The organism is Streptomyces sp. CNZ301, from assembly GCF_004217425.1.
On record NZ_SHLG01000002.1, the window covers coordinates 604,757 to 626,279 of the forward strand.

Below are 21,523 nucleotides of genomic sequence, written 5' to 3' on the forward strand. Positions count from 1 at the left end.
GGCCGGCCCGGGGAGCAGCCTGCCGCTTGGGCGCGCTGATCCGGCGCTTTGATCCGGCGGACGCCCCGGGCCGCTGCGGCCCGCCCGCGAACTCCTCGCGGGCGGGCGGGACTTCAGGGCGGGACTTCACCTGCTCACGGCACCACGACGATCTTCCGTCCCTTGCCCGCCGCGAAGCGGTCGAGGGCGTCCGGGTACTCGTCCAGGGGAAGGCGGTCGGAGATGAAGATCTCCGGGTCCAGCACGCCGCCCGCGAAGAGTTCGGCGGCACGCTCGTAGCTGTGCAGGACGGCCATCGAGCCGGTGATGGTGATCTCCTGGTTGTAGATCTTGTACGGCTCGATGGTGGCGGTCGTCGCATAGTCGGAGACGCCGAACTGGAGGAACGTTCCGGCCTTGGCGACGCGGCCGAGCCCGTCCTGGATGGCGGCGGCGTTCCCCGTCGCGTCGACGACGAGGTCCCAGCCCTGCGGACGGTCCAGTTCGTCGGCGGTCGCGGCCGCGGAGGAGCAGCCCAGCCGCCGGGCGGTTGCCAGCCGCTCCTCGTTCAGGTCGAGCACGTCGACGGCGGCGGCACCGGTCCGCTTGGCCAGTTCCAGCATCATCAGGCCCATGGTTCCCGAGCCGTAGATCAGTACGTGCGCGCCGAGTTGGCTCTTGAGGACGTCGTAACCGCGTACGGCGCAGGACAGCGGCTCTATGAGCGCGGCGTCCTGTGTGCGCACGTGCTCGGGCAGCTTCACGCAGTTGGCGACGGGCGCGACGGCGTACTCGGCGGCGCCGCCGGCCGTGGTGACGCCGATCGCGGCCCAGCGTTCGCACAGGTTGTTGTGCCCGGTCCGGCAGTAGCGGCACTCGTAGCAGTACAGAGACGGGTCGACGGCCACCCGGTCGCCGGTGGACAGCTCCGTCACCTCGCTGCCGACGCCCACGACTTCGCCGGCGAACTCGTGGCCGGGGACGAGAGGCAGTGACGGTGCGAACTCGCCCTGGCGGATGTGCAGATCGGTGCCGCACAGCCCGCAGGCAGCCACCTGGACGACGACCTGACGGGGGCCGGGTGTCGGGTCGGGCACGGTGGTGAGGCCGACCTTGCCCACGGACTCGACGAGAGCTGCCTTCATTTCACGGCTCCTAGAGACAGGCCCTGGACCAGCTTGTCCTGGGCGGCGAACCCCGCCGCGAGCACCGGCAGGGAGATCACGAGCGACGCGGCGCACACCTTCGCCAGGAACAGGCCCTGGCTGGTGATGAATCCGGTCAGGAAGACGGGTGCCGTCTGCGCGATCACACCCGTCAGGACCCGGGCGAAGAGCATCTCGTTCCAGCTGAAGATGAAGCAGATCAGGGAGGTCGCGGCGATGCCGGGCATGGCGATGGGCGCGACGACGCGGGTGAGGATCACCGGCAGCCGGGCCCCGTCGATCTGTGCCGCCTCGATCAGGGCGCTGGGGATCTCCGAGAGGAAGGACTGCATCATCCACACCGCGATCGGCAGGTTCATGGAGGTGTAGAGGACGACGAGCAGCCAGATGTTGTCCAGCGTCCCGGTGTTCTTGGCGAACAGGTAGATCGGCAGCAGCCCCGCGACGACCGGGAGCATCTTGGTGGAGAGGAAGAAGAACAGGACGTCGGTCCACTTCTGCACACGCCGGATGGACAGCGCGTACGCGGCGGGCAGCGCCAGCAGCAACACGAACGCGGTCGAGACGACGGACGCCGTCAGGGAGTTGGCGAGGGAGAACCAGGGGCTCGGTCCTCCCCCGGCGCCGAAGAACTCGCGGTAGCCGTCGAGTGTGAGGGGCGCTGCCAGCGACGGCGGGTTCGTGGCGGCGTCGGCCTCGGAGTGCAGCGAGGTCAGGGCCATCCACAGCACCGGCAGCACGAAGGCGAGCCCGACGAGCCAGGCGACGAGGCCCAGCGCGGCGTTCGCCCTGCGCACCTTCCTGGGCGCGGTCTCCACGGCGGGCGGTGCGGAATTCACGTTCGTCGCGGCGCTCATGATGCGGCCTCCTCGCGGAAGAGGGACGAGACCACCCGCAGCGCGAGGGTGGCGATGATGATGGAGCCGATCACGACGAGCACGCCGGCGGCGGAGGCCGTGCCGTACTCGTGGCCCTGGTAGAAGGTCTGGTAGATCGTGTACGGCAGGTTCGCGGTGCCGAGACCGCCCGAGGTGATGGTGAAGACGGCGTCGAAGTTCTGCACGATGTAGACGGTGCCGAGCAGCGCGGCCAGCTCCAGGTAGCGCCGCAGATGCGGCAGCGTGATGTAGCGGAAGACCTGCCACGCGCCCGCGCCGTCGATACGGGCGGCCTCGACGGCTTCCGTGGGGCGGCTCTGCAGCCCGGCGAGCAGGATCAGCATCATGAACGGCGTCCACTGCCACACCAGCGACGCCTCGACGGCGCCGAGCGGCATCTCGGGAACCCATTCGGGCTGGGGGGCGCCGTCGCCGAACAGCCAGTGCAGTACGCCGTTGAAGAGCCCGTACTCGGGGTTGTAGAGAACGTGCTTCCACAGGAGCGCGGCGGCCACGGGCACCAGCAGGAACGGCGCGATGAGCATCGTGCGGACGGCCGCGCGGCCCCTGAAGCGGCGGTCGAGGAGCAGGGCGAGGAGCATGCCCAGCACGAGGCTGACGAGCACGACGGTGACCGTGAGGAGGATCGTGGTGAACACCGACTTGCGCAGTTCCGGATCGCCCAGCACCTCGCCGTAGTTGGCCAGTCCGGCGAAGGAACGGGCCTCCGGGTACAGGGCGTTCCAGTCGAAGACGGAGATCACCAGCGTGGCCACCATCGGCAGCTGCGTGACGACGATCAGGAAGATCAGCGCGGGCATCAGCGGCGCGCGGGTGACCCAGGCGCGCAGCCCGGCAGGTGGTTTCGCCGGCGGCGCGGACGGTGCGGTGCCGTGCGCGGACGCGCCGGGTGATGCGGTCGTGGTGGTCGTCGTGTCGGTCATGTCTGTCACTGCCCTCGCCCCTCGTACTCCTCGGAGATCTCTGCGGCCAGCTGCTGCGACTTCTTCAGGGCCGTCTCGACGGACTGGCGTCCGGCGATGGCCGCGCTGATCTCCTGGGAGACCTTGGTGCCCAGGTCCGAGAACTCGGGAATGTCCACGAACTGGATGCCGATGGTGGGGCGTTCCTGCACGCCCGGGTTGCGCGGGTCGGCTTCGGTGATGGCCTTGCGCGTGGTCTCGCCGAAGGCGCCGGCGGTCTTCTTGTACTCGGGTATGCGGTAGGTGGAAGTGCGTTTGCCCGCCGGGACGTTGGCCCAGCCGAACTCCTTGCCGACCAGCCGCTCGTACTCCTTGCTGGAGGCCCAGGAGATGAACTTCCACGCCTTGTCCTGGTTGCGGGAGGCCTTCTGCAGGCCCCATGCCCAGCTGTAGAGCCAGCCGGAGGACTTCGTCTTCACGGTCGGTGCCGGCGCGTAGCCGATCTTGCCCTTGACGGGGGACTTGGCCGCTTCGAGCGAGCCGGCGCCGGAGGTGGCGTCGTACCACATGGCGGACTTGCCCTGCGTCATGTTGTTGAGGCACTCGGCGAAGCCGGACTGGGTGGCGCCGGACTCGCCGTGCTTGCGGACCAGGTCGACGTAGAACTTGGTGGCCTTGACGAACGCGGGGTCGGTCAGCCTGGCCTTGTAGTCCTTGTCGAACCAGGTGCCGCCGAAGGTGTTGACGACGGTCGTGAGCGGAGCGATCACCTCGCCCCAGCCGGGCAGTCCGCGAAGGCAGATGCCGCTCATGCCCTTCTCCGCCCCGTCGGCCTTCGCGGCGAGGTCGGCGACCTGCGGCCAGGTCGGCTTGTCGGGCATCTTCAGGTTCTTCTTCTCGAAGACGTCCTTGCGGTACATCAGGAAGGAGGACTCCCCGTAGAAGGGCTCGGCGTAGGTCTTGCCGTCCTCGCCCTTCAGGGACTCGCGGATCGGGGGGAGGATGTCCTTCTGGTCGAAGGCCCGGTCCTTCTTCAGGTAGCCGTCGAGGGGTTTGAGCCATTCGTTCTTGGCGTAGATCGGCGCCTCGTAGTTGCTGATCGTGGCGACGTCGTACTGGCCGGCCTGGTTGGCGAAGTCCTGTCCGATCTTGTCCCGGACGTCGTTCTCCGGGAGCGTCGTGAAGCTGACCTTCATGCCGGTCTTCTTGGTGAAGTGCTTCGCGGTGAGCTTCTGCAGCTCGACCATCTGCGGGTTGTTCACCATCAGGACGTTGATGGTGTCGCCGCCGGTGGCGAGGCTCCCGGCGCCGGCGCAGGCGGCCAGCAGCACGTTGGCCGTGGCGACGCCTATGACTGCGCGTGTCCTGTGGCGACTGCGGGTGCGCATGTGCGGTCTCCTGGTCATAAGGGGGCGAAACGGGCGGTTGATGCGCGGAGCGGACCGTCGGCCGGGCAGCAGAGCGCAGGTCCTGTAGGGGCCTTCAGGCCCTGATCACTTGAGGTCCGCGCAGCGAGTACCGATGGGCCTCGGAGGCGGGCAGTCCCGTGGAGGTGACGATCGTCTGGAAGTCGCCGACCTCCGCGAAGCGGCAGAAGCTGACCGCGCCGAACTTCGTGTGCATTCCCGCGAAGATGCGGCGCCGCGAGGCCCGCAGCGCCTGCGCCTTGACCTCGCTCACGGCCGGATCCGGTGTGGTGAGGCCGTGTTCGCGGGAGATGCCGTTCGCTCCGACGAAGGCCAGATCGATGACGAAGCCGGAGAGCATCTTCGTCGTCCAGTGATCGACGGTGGCGAGTGTGCCGCCCCGCACGCGCCCTCCGAGGAGCAGCACGGTGATCTCCTCGGCCGCCGCGAGCGCGCCCGCCGCGGCGAGCGAGGCGGTCACGACGGTCAGCGGACGGTCGCGCGGCAGGGCCTCGGCGATGAGCTGCGGCGTGAAGCCCTCGTCGATGAAGACCGTCTCCGCCTCACCGAGGTGTTCGACGGCGGCGGCCGCGATGCGGCGTTTCTCCGGCACGTGCATGGTGGTGCGGAAGGCGAGCGTGGTCTCGAAACCGGCGCTCTCCACCGGGTACGCGCCTCCGTGCGTGCGGCGCAGCAGCCCGTGGGACTCCAGTACGCGCAGATCCCGGCGGACCGTCTCCTTCGCGACGCCCAGTTCCGCTGCGAGCTCGGCGACGTCGACGGAGCCTCCTCGCCGGGCGGCCCCGACGATCTCCCGTTGACGTTCCTCCGCGCTCATGGACGACGCCCCCTTCCCTCTCCGTACGGTCACGGATCTGCCCGTTCGGGCCCGTGTGCAGAGTTGTACAGCCCCTCGAACACGGGGACCAGGCCAAGTACCGGCGGGATCGTGACCGTATCCGCCCGTTTCCCCTCGTCCACGGGGCCGTGTGCCCTGGGGCGGCGCGGCCCGCGCGGTGCACGGGGGTGCCTGTTTCGGGGGCCGTGATGCCCGTTCCCGGCCCGGCTCGTCAGGCCGGACGCATCCGGAAGTCGTACCGAGCGGGCAGCGGGTCCGAGCTGATCGCCGCCCAGGTCTCGGCCAGCACCTCGTCGCCCTCCCGCAGATCGTCGACTTCGAACCCCTCGTCGAAGATGGCCCGTGCCGCCTCCTTCTCGCCGTTCGCGAGCAGCACCTGGGCACGCAGAAGCTGGAAGCGGCCGCGCCGCCGGTACGCGGGCGGCAGCAGCTCCAGCGCGTCGGAGGCGGCCGCCGTGCGGCCCGCCGCGAGCAGGACGGGCACTGCCTCCCGTACGAACGCGGCGAGGGTGGGCGCACCGGTGGCCGTCGCCAGGTCCAGGGCGGCCAGGTAGCGGTCGGCGGCACGCTCGGGGTGCACTCCGGCGGCGTCGGCGTAGGCGTCGGCGAATCCGAGGCAGCGCAGTGACCAGGGCGTGGGCGCCGCTGCGGCGGAACGTTCCCAGCTGCGTACGGCCTGCGCGCGGTCGCCGGCGTGCCACTGCGCGACGCCCAGGTGGTAGTCGGTCAGCGGCCCCGAGGGCGCGCACTCCAACTGGTCGCGCCAGGCGTCGGAGACGAGCGAAGGGCCGGGGTCGGAGGCGGTCAGAGCGGCGTGACCGCCTGCGGTGTCGTCGAGGAAACGACCGTTCGTCAGCAGCTGCGTCCAGGGCCGCTGCTGCTCGCCCAGCGTCTCCCGGGGGAAGGGCGTGCCGGGCAACTCGTAGCCGCCGCGGGCCACTTCGAGCGCTCCCCATCCGGAGCCGGTGGCGAGCCGGCGGCCGTCCTCCCCGGCTTCCGGCTCGGTGTCGGCGTGCGGGCGCCAGGCCGCGAACGCCGCGTCCACGTCGGCGCGGGGCAGGGCCTCCTCCAGACGGGCGGCGGTGTGTCCGCGTGCGGCGGCCCAGTCGGAGCCGTGCACGGTGGCCGGGTCGGCGGCGAGCGGCCCGTAGGCCTCCAGCCAAGCGAACTCCCGCCCCGCCTCCAGCGGAACGTGTTCGAGCTGGGTGCGTGCGAGGCCCGCCTGGATCTCCGCGTAACCACCGGTGCCGGGCTCGGTCAGCCACTGCTGCCAGCGGCGCCCTCCGGGTCCGTGGCCCCACACGAACAGCTTCCGGCCCCTCAGCAGGTCCGTCGACGTCTGGACGAGGCCTGAGCCCTGCTCGTCGAGGGAGGCGATCCACTTCCGCTCCTGGCGGGGGATCTCGTAGAAGTAGTCGGCCGGGAACTCGCTCCGCAGCGCGTACGAGCGGTCCGCCCCGTCCCACTCGGGCACGGGGATGCGGCGCAGGCGCCGCTCGTAGGCGAAGTACCAGGTCTCGTCCGCCGGTACGAGGACGCGGGTGCGCTCGTCCTCCGGCACCGCGATGTTGGACCACCAGTAGACGGGCACGGTGTGGTCGTGCGGATTGCGGATGCGGGCGCCCACGTAGAGGAAGTCGGACCCTTCCGGGAGCCACAGGTCCACCTGGAACGGGGTGTCGCGCAGCCGCTCCCACTCCCACAGCCGCAGCATCTCTCCACCGTCGGGGGCCGGTACGCGGGCAGCGTGCAGGGGCGCGACGGAGAGCGTGGTGTGACCGGTCGCGCCGATGTTCCACTCGATGCCGCCGGAGAACCACGCGCCGTTCAGGGCGAAGTCCGCGGGCTGCACCACGGGGTTGGTGTAGAGCAGTTCGCGGCCCGTGGGTTTGTGGTGCAGGGAGTGGACGCGGCCGCCGAGTCCCGGGAGCACGGTCGCGCGCAGCCTGTCGTTCTCCAGGACCAGAGCGTCCAGGGGCGCCGGTGTGCGCTCGCGTGTGTAGCCGTCGAGGATGCGGGCGGGCAGTACGGACCGCAGCGGCGCGTAGCCCGTCTGACGCGCCATGTCGGGCGGCAGCGCGGCGCGTTCGTCCTCGCCGATGGTGTGCATCTCGTCGAGCGGCGCCAGCGCGGGCAGCGGATTCTCCGGGCCGACGCTCCCCCAGGTACCGGCCCGGGTGGGGCCCCCGGCGACGGGCAGGGTCAGGGTGGTGCGGCGCAGTGTCGTCGGCACGGCTACCTCGATCCTCCGTGGGTGGCCGCCGCCTTCCCGGGGCCCCTGATGACCATGGAACACGGTGGACGTCACCTTGAACAGGCCGCCGTGAACAGGCCGCAGTGGCAGTCCGCCGTCGTCTCATCCGCGGTGAGGGGTCAGACGCGCAGGGCCCACGCGGCGGCGTAGCCGGCGGGCACGGCGATGTCGCCGACGCGCCAGCCCGGCGGTGAGGCGGGCCGCTGCGAGGTGCCGACGTATGTCACCGACGGCTCCTCCGCGAGGCCGCTGCCGGTGCCCTTCAGATAGGCCTCCTTGCGGGTCCAGCAACGTGCGAACGCCGCGGGCCTGTGCGGCGCCGGCAGCGCGGCGAGCTCGTCCCGCTCCCAGGGGTGGAGGGATCGTGAGACCTCTTCGGCGACGGACGGGCCCGGCAGCGACTCGACGTCGACTCCCACGGGTGCGCCGGCGAACGCGAGGAGCACCAGATCGCCCGCGTGCGAGAGCGAGAAGTGCAAGGAGCCGTCTGCGAGTCGGGGTTTGCCGTGCGGGCCGCCGCACACGGGGCAGTCGGCCCGGACAAGCGGAAGCTCCGACGGCGCCGCGCCGGTTCGGCGGGCGAGCTCGCGGCGAAGCGCGGTGTGTGCGACGTGGTAGCGGTCCCGGTCCTCCTGACGCCTGAACGCCCCGGCCCGTGCCCGTTCCTCCTCCGAGAGCCACTGCAGTTCGCGGGCGGCACGGGCGGCGTTCTCGGACACCCGCACGATGAGGGTCTCCGGGGCGGCGGAAGCCGAGGAAGGGGTGGGGCCGGCGGTCATGGTACGAACGTACCGTGACCCACCCCCGGCTCTTCCCGGCGTCGCTGCCGGTGCTCAACGACATGCGGCGCACCGCGAGCGGACGCGAGTGGCTCAAGCAACTGCCCGCCCAGGTCGAGGAGTTCCGCGACCGCTGGCAGCTTCGGCTCGGCACCCCGTACCACGGCGGCAGCTGCTCCTGGGTGGCTCCGGCGAGGCGGGCCGACGGCACCGCCGCCGTGCTGAAGCTGACGTGGCCGCACCTGGAGGCACGGCCCGAGGGCGAGGTGCTGAAGCTGTGGGCGGGCCGCGGTTCGGTACTCGTGTACGAGCACGACCCGGAGCGGTACGCCCTGCTGCTGGAGCGCTGCGAACCGGGCAGGGAGCTGCGCGCGGCGACCGGCCTGCCCGCGGAGGATCGGCTCCTGCTGGGCGCCGGGGTGCTGCGGCGGCTGTGGGAAGCGGGCCAGGAGTCGGGCGCCGGGGACACAGGTGGAGGCGCTGACACCGGCACGGGTACGGACGGCGGAAACCGAGTGCCGTCCGTGGACCGGCTGTCGGCGGTGGCTGCGGGCTGGGCCGATCTCGCCGAGGAACGCGTCGAGCGGTACGACTGGCCCGCCGGTGTCGATACCGGTCTCTTCCTGCTCGGCGCCGGGCTGCTTCGCGAACTCCCATGCGCCGGCGGACGGGAAACCGTCGTTCACGGTGACTTCAACCCGGGCAACCTCCTGACCGCTCAACGCGAGCCGTGGCTGGCGATCGACACCAAGCCGATGTACGGGGACCCGGCGTTCGACCCGTGGCCGCTGATCCAGCAGACCGACGATCCCTTCGGACATCCCGACCCGCAGCGGGTGCTCGCCCGGCGTACCGCGCTCGTGGCCGACGCGACCGGTACGGACGTGGCACGCGTACGCGCCTGGGCAGTGGCACGCCTCGTCGACTTCCTGCTGTACCACCTCGACGGCGACGGCGATCTGTCGGACACCGTGCGGATGTCGGAGCAGGTACGGGCCCTGGCGGAGCTCGCCGAGCTCTGAACAAGCCCCGGTCGCGGTTCATTTCACCCCCCGTCGACCACCCGAGGTCGGTTCGGGAACCGGCTCTCGGCCTGCTGCCGAAGGTTGAGGTCGAGGAACGCCCGCAGCCCTACCCGACCGAACTGCTTTTCGAAGGTCGTCGGTCGCGGCTAGGGTCGACGGCCATGCAGATCCTGCGCACCCCCGCTGAGCGATTCGCCGGTCTCCCCGACTTCGCCTATGAGCCCCGGTACGCCCACGTGTCCGACGACGAAGGCGGCGAACTGCGGATGGCGTGGGTGGAAGACGGGCCCGCCGACGCCGATCCGGTACTGATGCTGCACGGCGAGCCGTCATGGTCGTTTCTGTACCGGCGGATGATGCCGATACTGGCCGCGGCAGGCCATCGCGTCATCTGCCCGGACCTGGTGGGTTTCGGCCGCTCCGACAAGCCGACCGGCGTGTTCGACCACACCTACGCCCGGCACGTGGAATGGGTACGAGCCCTGGTGTTCGATCAACTCGACCTCACCGGCGCGACGCTGGTCGGACAGGACTGGGGCGGCCTGATCGGGTTGCGTCTGGCCGCCGAGCATCCTGAGCGTTTCGCGGGTCTGGTGGTGGCCAACACCGGCCTGCCCACCGGCGACTTCACGATGCCCGACATCTGGTGGAAATTCCGCGATGCCATCCAAGGCCAGCCCACCCTCGACATCGGCCGGTTCGTGCAGTCCGGATGTCAGCGCCGGATGAGCGACGCGGTACGCGCAGCCTACGACGCGCCGTTCCCCGACGATTCCTACTGCGCCGGTCCGCGAGCGATGCCCGCACTGGTGCCCACCTCACCGGATGACCCCGCCGCTCCGGCCAACCGGGCCGCCTGGGTCGCCTTGCGCGACAGCCCGACTCCGATGTCGGTGGCTTTCAGCGACGGCGACCCCATCACCGGGGGTATGGCCCCGATCTTCCAGCGCGAGATGCGAGGCGCTCACGGACACGATCATCCGGTCATTCGTGGTGCCGGGCACTTCCTCCAGGAGGATGCAGGTGAGGAGCTGGCCCGTCACATTGTTGAGTTCCTCGAACAACACACGAGTTCATGATTGGGCCGTTGGGCGCGATAGGTACCGGCTCACTCCCCCGTCGCTCCGTCCGCCATTTCCCTCGCCACGTCGAGCTGCCCCACGTGCCGGGCGTACTCCTGGAGCAGGTGGAAGAGGATCCAGGCCAGCGACGGCGCCTCGTCCTCGGTGGGGAAGCGCCCGCCGAGCCGCGCGCGGGCGTCCGGGCGGGCCTCGCGGACGATCTCGCGGGAGCGGTCGCACTGCGCGCGGAAGGCGTCGATGATGTCCGCCGTCGTGGCTCCGTCGGGGACGCGCCACCTGTCGTCGCCGCCTCGGTCGCCCCACGGGTCGGGGACCCGCTCGGCCTCGAACCCCCATGCCAGCCAGCGGCGTTCGACGTATGTCAGGTGCCGCACCAGCTCCAGCGGCGACCAGCCGGACGGCACGCGGCTGCCCCGCAGGTCGGCCTCCGAGAGCCCGTCGAGCTTCCGCAGCAGGGTGTCGCGGTAGTAGTCGAGATAGCCGCGCAGCAGCGCGTGCGGGTCGGCGACGGACGGATCGGGCTCGCCCGGCGGCAGCGGTGGGATGGAGGCTTCGATTGCGGTCACAGGAGTCCCGGTTCGTCATAGGTGAGGGTGCGGGCGTCGGCGTCCAGTACGGCCCGGACGCCGAGTGGAAGGGTGGGCGTGGACGGGCCGTGGCCGAAGCCGAGCTCCTCCACGACGGGAACGCCCAGCGGTTCGAGCCGGTCACGCAGCACGGCGCCGATCTCCTCCGGTTCGCCGCACGCCGTCCAGGAGCCCAGGGCGATGCCGGCGACGCCGGTGAACCAGCCCGAGCGCAGCAGCTGCGTCAGCATCCGGTCGATGCTGTACGGCGGTTGGTCTATGTCCTCCAGCAGCACGATGGCGCCGTCGGCGGAGGGACGGGCGTGCGGGGTGCCTCGCTCGGCGGCGAGGAGGGAGAGGTTCCCGCCGAGGGTGATGCCGCGGGCGCGGCCCGGGACGAGTGTCCTGCTCCCGGCCGCGGGCCCGATCGTCAGGACCGACTCGGGGTCGAGGAGCGAGCGCCGCAAGTGGTCGCGGGTCGCCTCGTCCTCGAGGAACGCGGCGGTGGTCGGCATCGGCCCGTGGAGGGTGGCGAGGCCGAGGCGCTGGGAGACGGCCTCGTGCAGGACGGTCAGGTCGCTGTAGCCGACGAAGAGCTTCGGGCCGGCCTCGCGCAGCCGGTCCCAGTCGAGCAGGTCGAGGACACGCTGGGTGCCGTAGCCGCCCCGCGCCGAGATGACCGCCGCGAACGACGGGTCGCACCAGGCTTCTTGGAGGTCCCGGGCCCGGTGCTCGTCGGTACTCGCGAGATGTGCCAGGGACGGGTGCGGGTCGAGCACGTGCCGGCCGACGTACGGCTCCAGGCCCCACTCGCGAAGCGCGGCGAGACCGGCCTTCAGCCTCTCCTCCGGGACGGGGCCGCTCGGGGCGACGATCGCGACACGGTCGCCGCGACGGAGCCGGGACGGCCTGGTCAGTGCCGTGGCTGTGGCTGTGGTCGTGCTGCTGCTCATCGGTTCAGCTCCAGTACTGGTACGTCGTCGCGTTCGATGCCGAAGGCCTGTGCGTACAGGGAGAGTTCGGCCTCCACGGCTCGGATGATCGTCTCCGCACGGCGGAACCCGTGGCCCTCCCCTTCGAAGGTGAGGTAGGCGTACGGGACGCCGCTGCCGTCGACTTCGGCCACGAAACGTTCGCACTGGACGGGCGGGCAGATCACGTCGTCGAGCCCCTGCAGCAGCAGGAAGGGCACGCCGACCCGGTCGGCGTGGTGCAGGGGGGAACGGTCGTGGTAGCGCTCGGGGACGCGTTCGCGCGGCCCGACGAGGGATTCCAGGTACTGCGATTCGAAGTCGTGCGTCTCGTCGGTGGCCCAGCCGGCGAGATCGAGAATCGGGTAGCTGATCGTCCCGCAGGCGTAGAGACCTTCGGCGGCCGGGGAGGTGAGGGAGGCGGCGCTGGTCCAGCCGCCGGCGCTGCCGCCGCGCACGGCGAGCCGCGCCGGGTCGGCTTCGCCCTCCGCCGCCAGCCGGCGTGCGACGGCGGCGCAGTCCTCGACGTCGACGATGCCCCACTGCTCGCGCAGCCGGTTGCGGTAGGCGCGCCCGTAGCCCGTCGATCCCCCGTAGTTGACCTCCACGACGCCTATGCCACGTGAGGTGAAGTAGGCGATCTCCAGGTCGAGCACGAGCGGCGCGCGGCTCGTCGGACCGCCGTGCGCCCACACCACGTACGGCGGCAACTCCCCTTCGGGTGCCTCGTATCCGGGGTGGCGCGGGGGGTAGACCTGGGCGTGGATGTCGCGGCCGTCGGGGCCGGTGAAGGTGCGCTCACGCGGCTGGGGGTAGTGAGCCGGGTCGACCGGGTCCTTGTGGTGTGCCGCGACGACCCTGCTGTGTCCGGTGCGTGTGTCGAGTTCCACGACCTCGTACGAACTCTGCGGTCCCGCGGCGACGCCGAAGACCCGGTCGCCCGCGGCCGCGACCGCCGCCCATTCCGTCCAGGGGCCGGTGGCGTCGGCGAGTTCGCCGCTCTGCGGGTCGAGCACACCCAGCCGCAGGCCGCCCCGCCCGTGCAGCGCCGCGATCAGGCCGCCCTCGAGCGGCTCGAACCACTTCTGTCCGATGCGCCAGAGCCCCGCCGCGAACTCCTCCTCGCGGGGGCACAGATCCCGCCTGCCGCCGGGGTCCGTGGCGGACGCACCGAGGTCGAGACGCTGCAGATTCCACCAGCCGGACTCGTCGGAGGACATCAGCAGCGCCCCGTCGGCCGCCCATTCGACCTGCGCCACGGACTCCTCCGGGCCGCCCGCGACGGTCCGCACGTCCTCGAACCCGCCGGCGGCGGTCACCCGAGCGGTCCTCACCTGCGTGCCGTCCCAGGGCATGGCGGGGTGGTCCCAGGCGAGCCACGCGGCACGGCCGCCGTCCGGGGAGAGCCGCGGTCCCGTCACGAACCTGCTCGCGTCGTCGGTCAGCTCCCGCACGCGGCCGCGGCCGTCGGCCGCCGAGCCGTCCAGCGGCACGGCCGCGATCACTCGCCGCAGATCGGTCGGCCCCTCGCCGGTGAACTCCTCGAGCACGCACCAGACTTCGGGCCCCGCGGGGCCCTCGGGCACGAGCAGCGGGTCGCACCAGCGCAGCCCGCCGGGGATGACTTCCGCGACGGGTGTGAGGGGGCGCGGCGCCGGGTCGGGCACGTCGGGCTCGTACGCGTAGAGCCGCTGGTCCGCGAAGTGGGTGAAGACGATCAGCGGCCCGCCCTCGTCGCGGGCGATGCCCGCCCACGGCACGCCGCCGTATTCGATGACGCGGTTGCGCACGTTCCACGGTGCCGGCAGCACCGACCGGGCCTCCCCGCCGTCCGCGGACAGCCGCATCAGGGCCCGGCGGCCGCCCTCGGCGGGGCGCGGCTCCGTCCACCACACCTCCTCGCCGACGGCGCCCAGGTAATCCGGCCGGCCGTCGTGCGACGCGACGAGGGCGGCGTCGATCGGGGAGGGCCAACTGCCGTACGGTGCCGTGGTCTTCACCATGTGTGACGAGCCTCCGTGGGGTCGGGGGTCAGAGAGCGAGCAGGGCCCGGTCGAGGACGCGGGTGCCGAAGTGCAGGGCGTCCACGGGGACGCGCTCGTCCACGCCGTGGAAGAGCGCCTGGTAGTCGAAGCCGTCGGGCAGCTTCAGCGGCGTGAAGCCGTAGCCGGCGATGCCGAGCCGGGAGAACTGCTTGGCGTCGGTACCGCCGGACATGCAGAACGGGACGACGTGAGCACCGGGGTCGAAGTGCTCCAGGGCTTCTCGCAGCACCGCGTACGCGGGTGAGTCCACCGGGGCCTCAAGGGCGACCTCACGGTGGTGGAACTCCCAGTCCACATAGGGGCCGGTGAGCCCGTCGAGCGTGCGGTGGAACTCTTCCTCGCCGCCGGGCAGCATCCGCCCGTCGACGAAGGCGGTGGCGCTGCCGGGGATGACGTTGACCTTGTAACCGGCGCTCAGCATCGTCGGGTTGGCGCTGTTGCGCACGGTGGGCTCCACCAGGGCCGCGGCGGGACCGAGTTGGGCGAGGAGCTTGTCGGCGTCGAAGTCCGGGGCGTCGGTGTCCGGCTCGGGCAGGCCGTGCACCGCGGCCAGTTCCTTCAGGGCGGCCCGCACTGTCGGAGTCAGCCGCTGCGGCCATTCGTGCTCACCGATGCGGGCGACGGCGGCGGCGAGCCTGCTCACGGCGTTCGCACGGCTGACCTTCGAGCCGTGCCCGGCCTTGCCGCGAGCGGTGAGCTCGAGCCAGGCGGTGCCCCGCTCCCCCGCGGCGACGGGGTAGAGCCGCAACCCGTCGCCGGCGTGGAAGGTGAAGGCGCCCGACTCGCTGATGCCCTCGGTGCAGCCTTCGAAGAGGCCGGGGTGGTGGTCGGCGAGGTAGTCCGACCCGTATTCGGCGCTGTCCTCCTCGTCTGCGGTGAAGGCCAGCACGATGTCGCGGCGTGGCCGCACGCCCGCGCGCGCCCATGCCCGCGCCACGGCCAGGACCATCGCGTCGGCGTTCTTCATGTCGATGGCGCCGCGGCCCCAGACCACACCGTCGCGGATCTCGCCCGAGAAGGGGTGGACGCTCCAGTCGGCGGGCTCGGCGGGCACCACGTCGAGGTGGCCGTGCACGAGGAGGGCGTCGGCCCCCGGATCGGAACCGGGAATCCTCGCCACGACGTTCGTACGCCCCGGGGCCTTCTCCAGCAGCTGCGGCTCGATGCCCGCACCGGAGAGCCGCTCGGCGACGTATTCCGCGGCGGCACGCTCGGAGCCCTCGCCTCCGCCGCGGTTGGTGGTGTCGATGCGGATCAGCTCGGAGGTGAACGTCACCGCCTCGTCGAGCGCCGCCTGGTCGATGTGCTCAGCCATACTGCTCCTCCACCGCTGCCGAGACGACCGTCGTGACCGCCTTGAACGTGCGGATTCCCTCGTACATGCCCGGGGAGGTGTAGGCGACGCGGCGCTCCCCGGTGCGCTCGACGCCGGGCACGACAGTCGCGGCGCCCACGAGATGCTCCGCGTCGAACTCCAGCTCCACCGTGTGTTCCTGAGGCGGCGACGGACTCGCCCGCACGGCGAGGGCGGCGGCCCTGCCGGCGGCGGACCTGATGTCCGCGGCCGTCCGCCCCGGTGTGCGGCAGACCGCCGCGTAGCGCGATACGTAGTCCTTCACCGCGACTCCGTAGGCGTCCGGGGCGTACCCCTTGGCGTCCTCGATGGTGCGGTCGTCACCGGTCACGAGGACCACCGGCACCCCGTACTCCTCGACGACGAGGGCGTTGAGGAGCCCTTCGCTCGCGCGTGCCCCGTCGACCCAGACGCCCGTGATGGAGTTGGCCAAATAGGTGTGCGCCAGGACGCCTTCGGTGCCGGCGCCCGTGTGGTAGCCGACAAAGGCGATGCCGTCCACGTCGCCGTGCTGCACGCCTTCGACCATGCTGAGCGTCTTGTGCCGCCCGGTGATCATCTGTGCACGGTCGTCGAGCTGTTCGAGCAGAAGATTCCGCATCGTCCAGTGCGCCTCATTGATGAGCACCTCGTCCGCGCCGCCCTCGAAGAAGCCGATCACCGCGGCGTTCACGTCCGAGGTGAACATCGGGCGGCAGCGCTCCCATTGGGGGGTGCCCGGCAGGACATCCGCGGGCCATGTCACGCCGGTGGCGCCTTCCATGTCGGCGCTGATGAGGATCTTCATGCCGGGAACGTTACGCGGTACGCAAACCCGGTGACACCCTTGTGGATAACTCCTGTGGTCTCGACCACTGAAGCCCTCTCACTCTCCCCGCTGACCAGGCATTTCACCCGCAGACGAAGGTTCTCTGGCGCCTCGCGCGACACGCGCCACGTCAACGCCCGACCCGGAGCGGAGCCGCCACCGAAGGACCGGTGTTCAGTTCTCGTGCCCCAGCTGCAGATCGCGTTCCGTGCGCCCACCGCCTGCGACCTGCAACACCGTCGCCACCGGCGGATACCCGGCAGCGATGACGGTGTATTCACCGGCAGCCAGGTCGACGAAACGGAAGACGCCGTCGGCACGGGTGGTCGCGGTGTCCACGACGTTGCCCGCCGCGTCGAGCAGAGTGACGCGCGCATCCTCCACGGCCCGTCCGCCGGCCGCCCGCACGGTGCCGCGGAGCATCGCGCCGCCCGCGAGTTCGATGTCCTGCCGTGTCTCGCGCGCGGCCGGTACCGACACCGGCAGCGCCGCGGGACGGTGTGCGGGGGCGCTCGCGGCGAGCGTGTACTCGCCGGCCACCAGCTGGTCCAGGACGTAACTCCCCTCCACGCCGCTGCGGGTGGCGGCCACGACCTCGCCCCGTACATCGGTGAGGGTCACCGCTGCCTCCCGCACCGGCTGCCCGTCCGGGGTGAGCACGCAGCCCGCCAGGCGTCCGGCGCCGCCGAGCACGATGTCCAGTTCGACGGGGCGCTCCGCCACGGTGACGCCGACCGCCTGCGGCTGATGACCGCTCGCCGCGGCGATCAGGACGTAGGAGCCGGTGGCGGGCGTGCTCAGCGCATACCGCCCGTCCTCCCCCGTCGCGCTCCGCCCGACCTGCTTCCCCGACGTGTCGATGAGCGTGAGCGCCGCGCGCGGCACGCTGCTGCCGTCGTGATGGCGCACGCTTCCGCACACGGGGACGCCTCCGGTGTGCGGGGCGCTCGCCGTGGCCGCCGCTGCGGGGGTGTGCGCCGGGGTGCGGGCCTCGGGGACGGCCGCGTTCTCGTTCACGAGCGGTTTCTCCTTGAGGAAGCAGGCGAAGATCAGCCCGAGCACGAGGACCGGGACCAGATACAGGAAGATGCGCGGCATGGCGTCGGCGTAGGCCTGTACGTAGATCTCGCGGAGCGGGCCGGGCAGCTTGTGCACCGCCTGCGGGGTCAGCGACGAAGGGTCGGGAAGCCGGTGCGGCACGTCGTGCGGCAGCCGCACGGCCAGCGCGTCGGTGAGCCGCTGGACGAAGAGCGTGCCGAAGACCGCGGCGCCCACGCTGCCGCCGATCTGGCGGAAGTAGTTGTTGGCGCTGGTCGCCGCGCCGAGGTCCCGGACAGGAACGGAGTTCTGCACGGCCAGGATCAGTACGGGCAGCACGAGCCCGATGCCCAGGCCCAGCACGGCCATCCAGACGCTGTAGGCCTCACGCGAGGTGCCGGTCTCCAGCCGCGACAGCAGCCACATGCCGACGGCCGAGAGGGCGCAGCCCAGCACGGGATAGATCCTGTAGCGACCGGTACGGGAGATGAGCTGGCCCGAGACCGTGGAGGAGAGCACGACCCCGCCCATCATGGGCAGCATCAGCAGTCCCGACTCGGTCGCGCTCACGCCGTCGACCATCTGAAGGAAGCCCGGCAGGTAGCTCGCGGCGCCGAACAGCGCGATGCCCACGGCGACGCCGACGATGCCGGTGACGTTGAAGACCGAGTCGCGGAAGAGGCGCAACGGCAGGACGGGTTCGCTCGCGAGGCTTTCGACGGCGATGAACAGTACGGCGCTCAGCACGCCGCCCGCCGCCAGTCCGAGGATGACGGTGTCGTCCCAGTCGTACTCGGTGCCGCCCCAGCTCGTCAGCAGCACCAGGCACGTGGAGAACGCCCCCAGCAGGAGCGTCCCGAGCACGTCCAGCTTCGGACGTCCCGCCGGGCGCGGCAGCTTCAGCACCAGAGCGGTGACGACGAAGGTGATCAGGCCGAAGGGGACGTTGATGTAGAAGCACCAGCGCCAGGAGAGTTCGTCGGTGAACCAGCCGCCGAGCAGCGGTCCTGCCACGGAGGCGAGACCGAACGCGGCGCCGATCAGGCCCATGTAGCGGCCGCGGTCGCGGGGCGGGACGACGTCCGCGATGATCGCCTGCACGCCGATCATGAGGCCGCCGGCGCCGACGCCCTGGATCGCCCGGTAGGCGATCAGTTCCGTCATCGTGCGCGACCAGCCGGCGAGGGCCGATCCGGCGACGAAGACGACGATGGCGAAGAGGAAGATCCCTTTGCGCCCGAAGAGGTCGCCGAGTTTGCCGTAGACCGGCAGCCCGATCGTCGCGGCCAGGAGGTAGGAGGTGACGGCCCAGGACATCCGGTCCAGGCCGTGCAGTTCGCCGACGATCCTCGGCAACGCCGTGGCGACGATGGTCTGTTCGAGCGCCGCCAGCAGCAGAGCGAGCATCAGTCCGACGAAGACCAGCCGCACGCGGCGCCTGCTGAGCCCTGCTGGGCTGTCCTGCCGGGGCTCCGCGGGCGGCTGCCCCGGACCGGTTCCGTGCTCGGTTCCGTGCTCGGTTCCGTGCTCGGTTCCGTGCTCGGCTTCGCGACCGGAGCCCCCGGCCACGGGGCCCCGCGCGGGAATCTCCAGGCTCACCTCGACGACCGCGGGTGACCGCGCCTCCGGGGGTTCCAGAGCCGTACCGCTCATCGCACTCCCCTGGTCGCATCCGGCCGTCTTCGGGGAGCATTTCTCGCATTACGTGACAGGAGCGAGCAAGTCAGACACCACTGGGCTTCGAAGAGCCACGGAAACCTCAAGTCCGTTGCCCGGGGCGCCTGTCGGGCGCTCAACTGCGGCTTTCGGTGGCGGGCACCGACGGGAGGGCTCGGGCGCGCGCCGTCCACGTCCGCGCGAGAACCACTCGATCCGGTGAGCGGGTGTGCGGCCGCACACCCGCTCTCCCGCTACTTCCGCCTCACTTCTCCGTCTCCGAGGCGAGCTTGGCGAGCATCTCGTCGTAGATGCGGGCCATGCCCTTGGGCGCGAAGGTCCGCTCGAAGAAGCCGGCGACACCGCCCGCGCCCTTCCATGTGGTCTTCACCGTGACGCGGGTGGTGCCGTCCGAGGCCCCCGGCCCGACCTGCCAGGTCGTGACCATCGTGGAGTTGCGGTCGCTCTCGACCAGCTCCCCGCCGGCCGAGTCGCTGACGTCGACGAGGCAGTCGCGGACCCGCTTGCTGGTGGCCTGGATCTTCCAGTGCACGACGGTGCCCGCACCCTTGCCGCCCTCGCGCACCTCGTACTCGCTGAAGTGGCCGGGCAGCAGCTTCGGCCGGGTCCCGCCGTAGTCGGCGAGCGCGCTCCGCACCGCCTCCGGTTCCGCCGCGATCTCGCGATGGGTCGTCGACTCGACCTGCGCCATGTGCTCCTCCTGCTGTTCGCCGCGTCCGTTGCGTCCCGCTTGGCACCGGCAACCCAATCACCCCGCGAACGGGGGCCCAAATCGGCTTGACGAGCGAGTGGGAACAGATGTTCTATTCTCTGTACGAACGGCACGCTGCACGAGGAGGGTCCATGCGCTGGGAGAACCTGAGCGGCGACGGGTCGGCGGTGAACCCCGCCCTCTTCGGTACGGACGTGGTCACCCGCACCTTCAACACCCCTGAATTCGCCGGGATCACCTTCCACGAGGTGCGGGCGCGCTCCATCGTGAACCGCGTGCCGGGGGCCTCCCGCATGCCGTTCGAATGGACGGTCAATCCGTACCGCGGCTGCTCGCACGCCTGCGTGTACTGCTTCGCCCGCGGCACGCACCGCTATCTCGACCTCGACACAGGAGCCGGGTTCGACTCGCAGATCGTCGTCAAGGTCAACGCCCCCGAACTGCTCCGGCGTGAACTGGGGTCGAGCCGCTGGCGCGGAGAGCACATAGCGATGGGCACGAACGTCGACTGCTACCAGCGGGCCGAAGGACGCTACCGCCTGATGCCCGGCATCCTCACGGCGCTGCGCGACTACACCAACCCGTTCTCGATCCTCACCAAGGGGACGCTCATCCTGCGCGACCTCGACCTGCTGCGCTCGGCGGCGGCCGTCACCGACGTGGGCGTCTCCGTCTCCGTGGGGTTCACCGACGAGGAGCTGTGGCGCACCGTCGAACCGGGCACCCCGGCACCCGAGCGCCGCCTCGACGTGGTCCGCACCCTCAGCAGCCAGGGCATCCCGTGCGGGGTGCTGATGGCCCCGGTCATCCCGTTCCTCGGCGACTCCCCGGCCCAACTGCGCACGACGGTACGGGCGATCGCCGCCGCCGGAGCCACGTCCGTCACCCCTCTCGCGCTGCATCTGCGGCCAGGGGCACGCGAGTGGTACATGCAGTGGCTGGCGAAGCACCACCCCGGACTGGTGCGGCACTACGAAGGGCTGTACGCGGACGGCGCCTACGCCCCCAAGTGGTACCAGCGCCGCATCACCCGGCAGGTGCACGAACTGGCCGCCGAGTACGGCATCGGGCCTTCCTCACCCGGCACCCACCGCCGCATCGACGCCCACCCCGGGCGGAGCGCCGAGACGGAACCCGAGACCCCCGACTGCACGCAGCTGACCCTGCTGTAGGACCCGGCTGCACGCAGGTCACTGCCGAAGAAGCGGCGGATATCCGCTCGCGCGGCCGTGCCTCCGGCAGGATCATCGCCCCATGTCCGAAATCACTCACATCAGTGCCCCGCAGGGCGTCGCGCCGGGCAACGGCTACAGCCAAGTCGTATGGGGCGAGGGCCGGTTCGTCGCCGTCTCGGGGCAGATCGCTCTCGACGAGAACGGCGACGTCGTCGGCCGCGGAGACCCCGCCGCGCAGGCCCGGCAGGTCTTCGAGAATCTGCGCCGCTGTCTCGCCGCGGCCGGCGCCGGATTCGACGACGTCGTGAAGCTCACCTTCTTCACCACGGACGTCGGGATCCTGCCCGCGGTCCGCGAGGCACGCGATGCCTGCATCGACATCGCCCGGCCGCCGGCCAGCACGGCGGTCCAGGTCTCCTCGCTCGTCCACCCCGACCTGCTGCTGGAGGTCGAGGCGTACGCGGTCGTCCCCTGACCCGCAGTCGGTATCCGGCAGACAAGCGCACACGGCCCCACCGTCGGCGGGCCCGGCGGGAGAGCAGCCGCCACCCGACGGGGCGGAGGGCCGAGCACCTCAAGTGCGTCCGGCTCCCTGAACGGGCCCCTGCTCGATGCGGGGGCCCGCTGTCGGTCCCGTACCGGGAATCACGATCCCGCGCACCCATCCGCCGTCCTCGGGCTCCTGCGCCCGTACCTGCCGTCCAGCACCTGCCAACTGCCTGCCATCTCCGCACAGTTGGTTGCGCAACGTGAACCTTCACACGGACCCCGCCGTAGGCCGGCGGAACCGGCCGGATGGCGGCCCTCTCTCAAACCGGTTTGATAA

General features: G+C 71.1%; 18 protein-coding genes. 4 read left to right on the top strand and 14 right to left on the bottom strand.

All coding sequences use genetic code 11. The features are described from left to right. Positions 1-134: 134 nt before the first annotated feature. From EV375_RS26845 to EV375_RS26875, 7 genes are all read right to left on the bottom strand, one after another. Positions 135-1,124, bottom strand: coding sequence for a zinc-dependent alcohol dehydrogenase family protein (locus EV375_RS26845; RefSeq protein ID WP_130302512.1), 990 nt, complete (start codon positions 1,122-1,124; stop codon positions 135-137). Next, positions 1,121-2,002 (bottom strand): carbohydrate ABC transporter permease, encoded by an 882-nt coding sequence (locus EV375_RS26850; RefSeq protein ID WP_130302513.1) that lies wholly within the window; start codon positions 2,000-2,002, stop codon positions 1,121-1,123. The genes EV375_RS26845 and EV375_RS26850 overlap by 4 nt, the downstream gene beginning before the upstream one ends. After that, positions 1,999-2,967 (bottom strand): carbohydrate ABC transporter permease, encoded by a 969-nt coding sequence (locus tag EV375_RS26855; RefSeq protein ID WP_130302907.1) that lies wholly within the window; start codon positions 2,965-2,967, stop codon positions 1,999-2,001. Before EV375_RS26855 ends, EV375_RS26850 begins: the two co-directional genes overlap by 4 nt. Before the next feature lie 5 nt (positions 2,968-2,972). Further along, positions 2,973-4,334, bottom strand: coding sequence for an ABC transporter substrate-binding protein (locus EV375_RS26860; RefSeq protein WP_130302514.1), 1,362 nt, complete (start codon positions 4,332-4,334; stop codon positions 2,973-2,975). A gap of 94 nt (positions 4,335-4,428) precedes the next feature. Next, a complete protein-coding gene (locus tag EV375_RS26865) occupies positions 4,429-5,190 on the bottom strand; it encodes a DeoR/GlpR family DNA-binding transcription regulator (RefSeq protein WP_130302515.1) in 762 nt (253 codons plus the stop codon). Between the two features lie 232 nt (positions 5,191-5,422). Continuing rightward, positions 5,423-7,444: a DUF5107 domain-containing protein gene (locus EV375_RS26870; protein WP_130302516.1), complete on the bottom strand. Its 2,022-nt coding sequence runs from the start codon at positions 7,442-7,444 to the stop codon at positions 5,423-5,425. Positions 7,445-7,584: 140 nt separating this feature from the next. Beyond that, positions 7,585-8,244: a 4'-phosphopantetheinyl transferase superfamily protein gene (locus EV375_RS26875; protein ID WP_130302517.1), complete on the bottom strand. Its 660-nt coding sequence runs from the start codon at positions 8,242-8,244 to the stop codon at positions 7,585-7,587. A 14-nt stretch (positions 8,245-8,258) separates the two neighbouring features. Between EV375_RS26875 and EV375_RS26880 the strand changes: the two genes are divergently transcribed. Then, complete coding sequence (locus tag EV375_RS26880; RefSeq protein WP_130302518.1) at positions 8,259-9,266, top strand: aminoglycoside phosphotransferase family protein; 1,008 nt, start codon at positions 8,259-8,261, stop codon at positions 9,264-9,266. A 164-nt stretch (positions 9,267-9,430) separates the two neighbouring features. Then, a complete protein-coding gene (locus tag EV375_RS26885; RefSeq protein ID WP_130302519.1) occupies positions 9,431-10,348 on the top strand; it encodes a haloalkane dehalogenase in 918 nt (305 codons plus the stop codon). 29 nt (positions 10,349-10,377) lie between these two features. Here EV375_RS26885 and EV375_RS26890 read toward each other — a convergent pair whose 3' ends face one another. From EV375_RS26890 to EV375_RS26920, 7 genes are all read right to left on the bottom strand, one after another. Beyond that, positions 10,378-10,917: a DinB family protein gene (locus tag EV375_RS26890; protein ID WP_486588828.1), complete on the bottom strand. Its 540-nt coding sequence runs from the start codon at positions 10,915-10,917 to the stop codon at positions 10,378-10,380. After that, complete coding sequence (locus EV375_RS26895) at positions 10,914-11,870, bottom strand: LD-carboxypeptidase (RefSeq protein ID WP_130302520.1); 957 nt, start codon at positions 11,868-11,870, stop codon at positions 10,914-10,916. Before EV375_RS26895 ends, EV375_RS26890 begins: the two co-directional genes overlap by 4 nt. Then, entirely contained in the window at positions 11,867-13,891 is a 2,025-nt protein-coding gene (locus EV375_RS26900; RefSeq protein WP_486588829.1) for a S9 family peptidase, read from the bottom strand. The genes EV375_RS26895 and EV375_RS26900 overlap by 4 nt, the downstream gene beginning before the upstream one ends. Positions 13,892-13,919: 28 nt before the next feature. Beyond that, positions 13,920-15,248 (bottom strand): M20/M25/M40 family metallo-hydrolase, encoded by a 1,329-nt coding sequence (locus tag EV375_RS26905; RefSeq protein ID WP_130302521.1) that lies wholly within the window; start codon positions 15,246-15,248, stop codon positions 13,920-13,922. Then, positions 15,241-16,074 (bottom strand): M55 family metallopeptidase, encoded by an 834-nt coding sequence (locus EV375_RS26910; protein WP_130302522.1) that lies wholly within the window; start codon positions 16,072-16,074, stop codon positions 15,241-15,243. The genes EV375_RS26905 and EV375_RS26910 overlap by 8 nt, the downstream gene beginning before the upstream one ends. A 195-nt stretch (positions 16,075-16,269) precedes the next feature. Next, positions 16,270-18,786 carry an MFS transporter gene (locus EV375_RS26915; protein WP_130302523.1) on the bottom strand — a complete coding sequence of 839 codons (2,517 nt, stop codon included), beginning with the start codon at positions 18,784-18,786 and terminating at the stop codon, positions 16,270-16,272. A gap of 268 nt (positions 18,787-19,054) precedes the next feature. Beyond that, positions 19,055-19,501: an SRPBCC family protein gene (locus EV375_RS26920; protein ID WP_130302524.1), complete on the bottom strand. Its 447-nt coding sequence runs from the start codon at positions 19,499-19,501 to the stop codon at positions 19,055-19,057. A 152-nt stretch (positions 19,502-19,653) separates the two neighbouring features. On the opposite strand from EV375_RS26920, the gene EV375_RS26925 reads away from it, so the two are divergent. After that, positions 19,654-20,694, top strand: coding sequence for an Rv2578c family radical SAM protein (locus EV375_RS26925; RefSeq protein WP_130302525.1), 1,041 nt, complete (start codon positions 19,654-19,656; stop codon positions 20,692-20,694). 82 nt (positions 20,695-20,776) lie between these two features. Further along, complete coding sequence (locus tag EV375_RS26930) at positions 20,777-21,172, top strand: RidA family protein (protein WP_130302526.1); 396 nt, start codon at positions 20,777-20,779, stop codon at positions 21,170-21,172. The last annotated feature ends 351 nt before the right edge of the window (positions 21,173-21,523 follow it).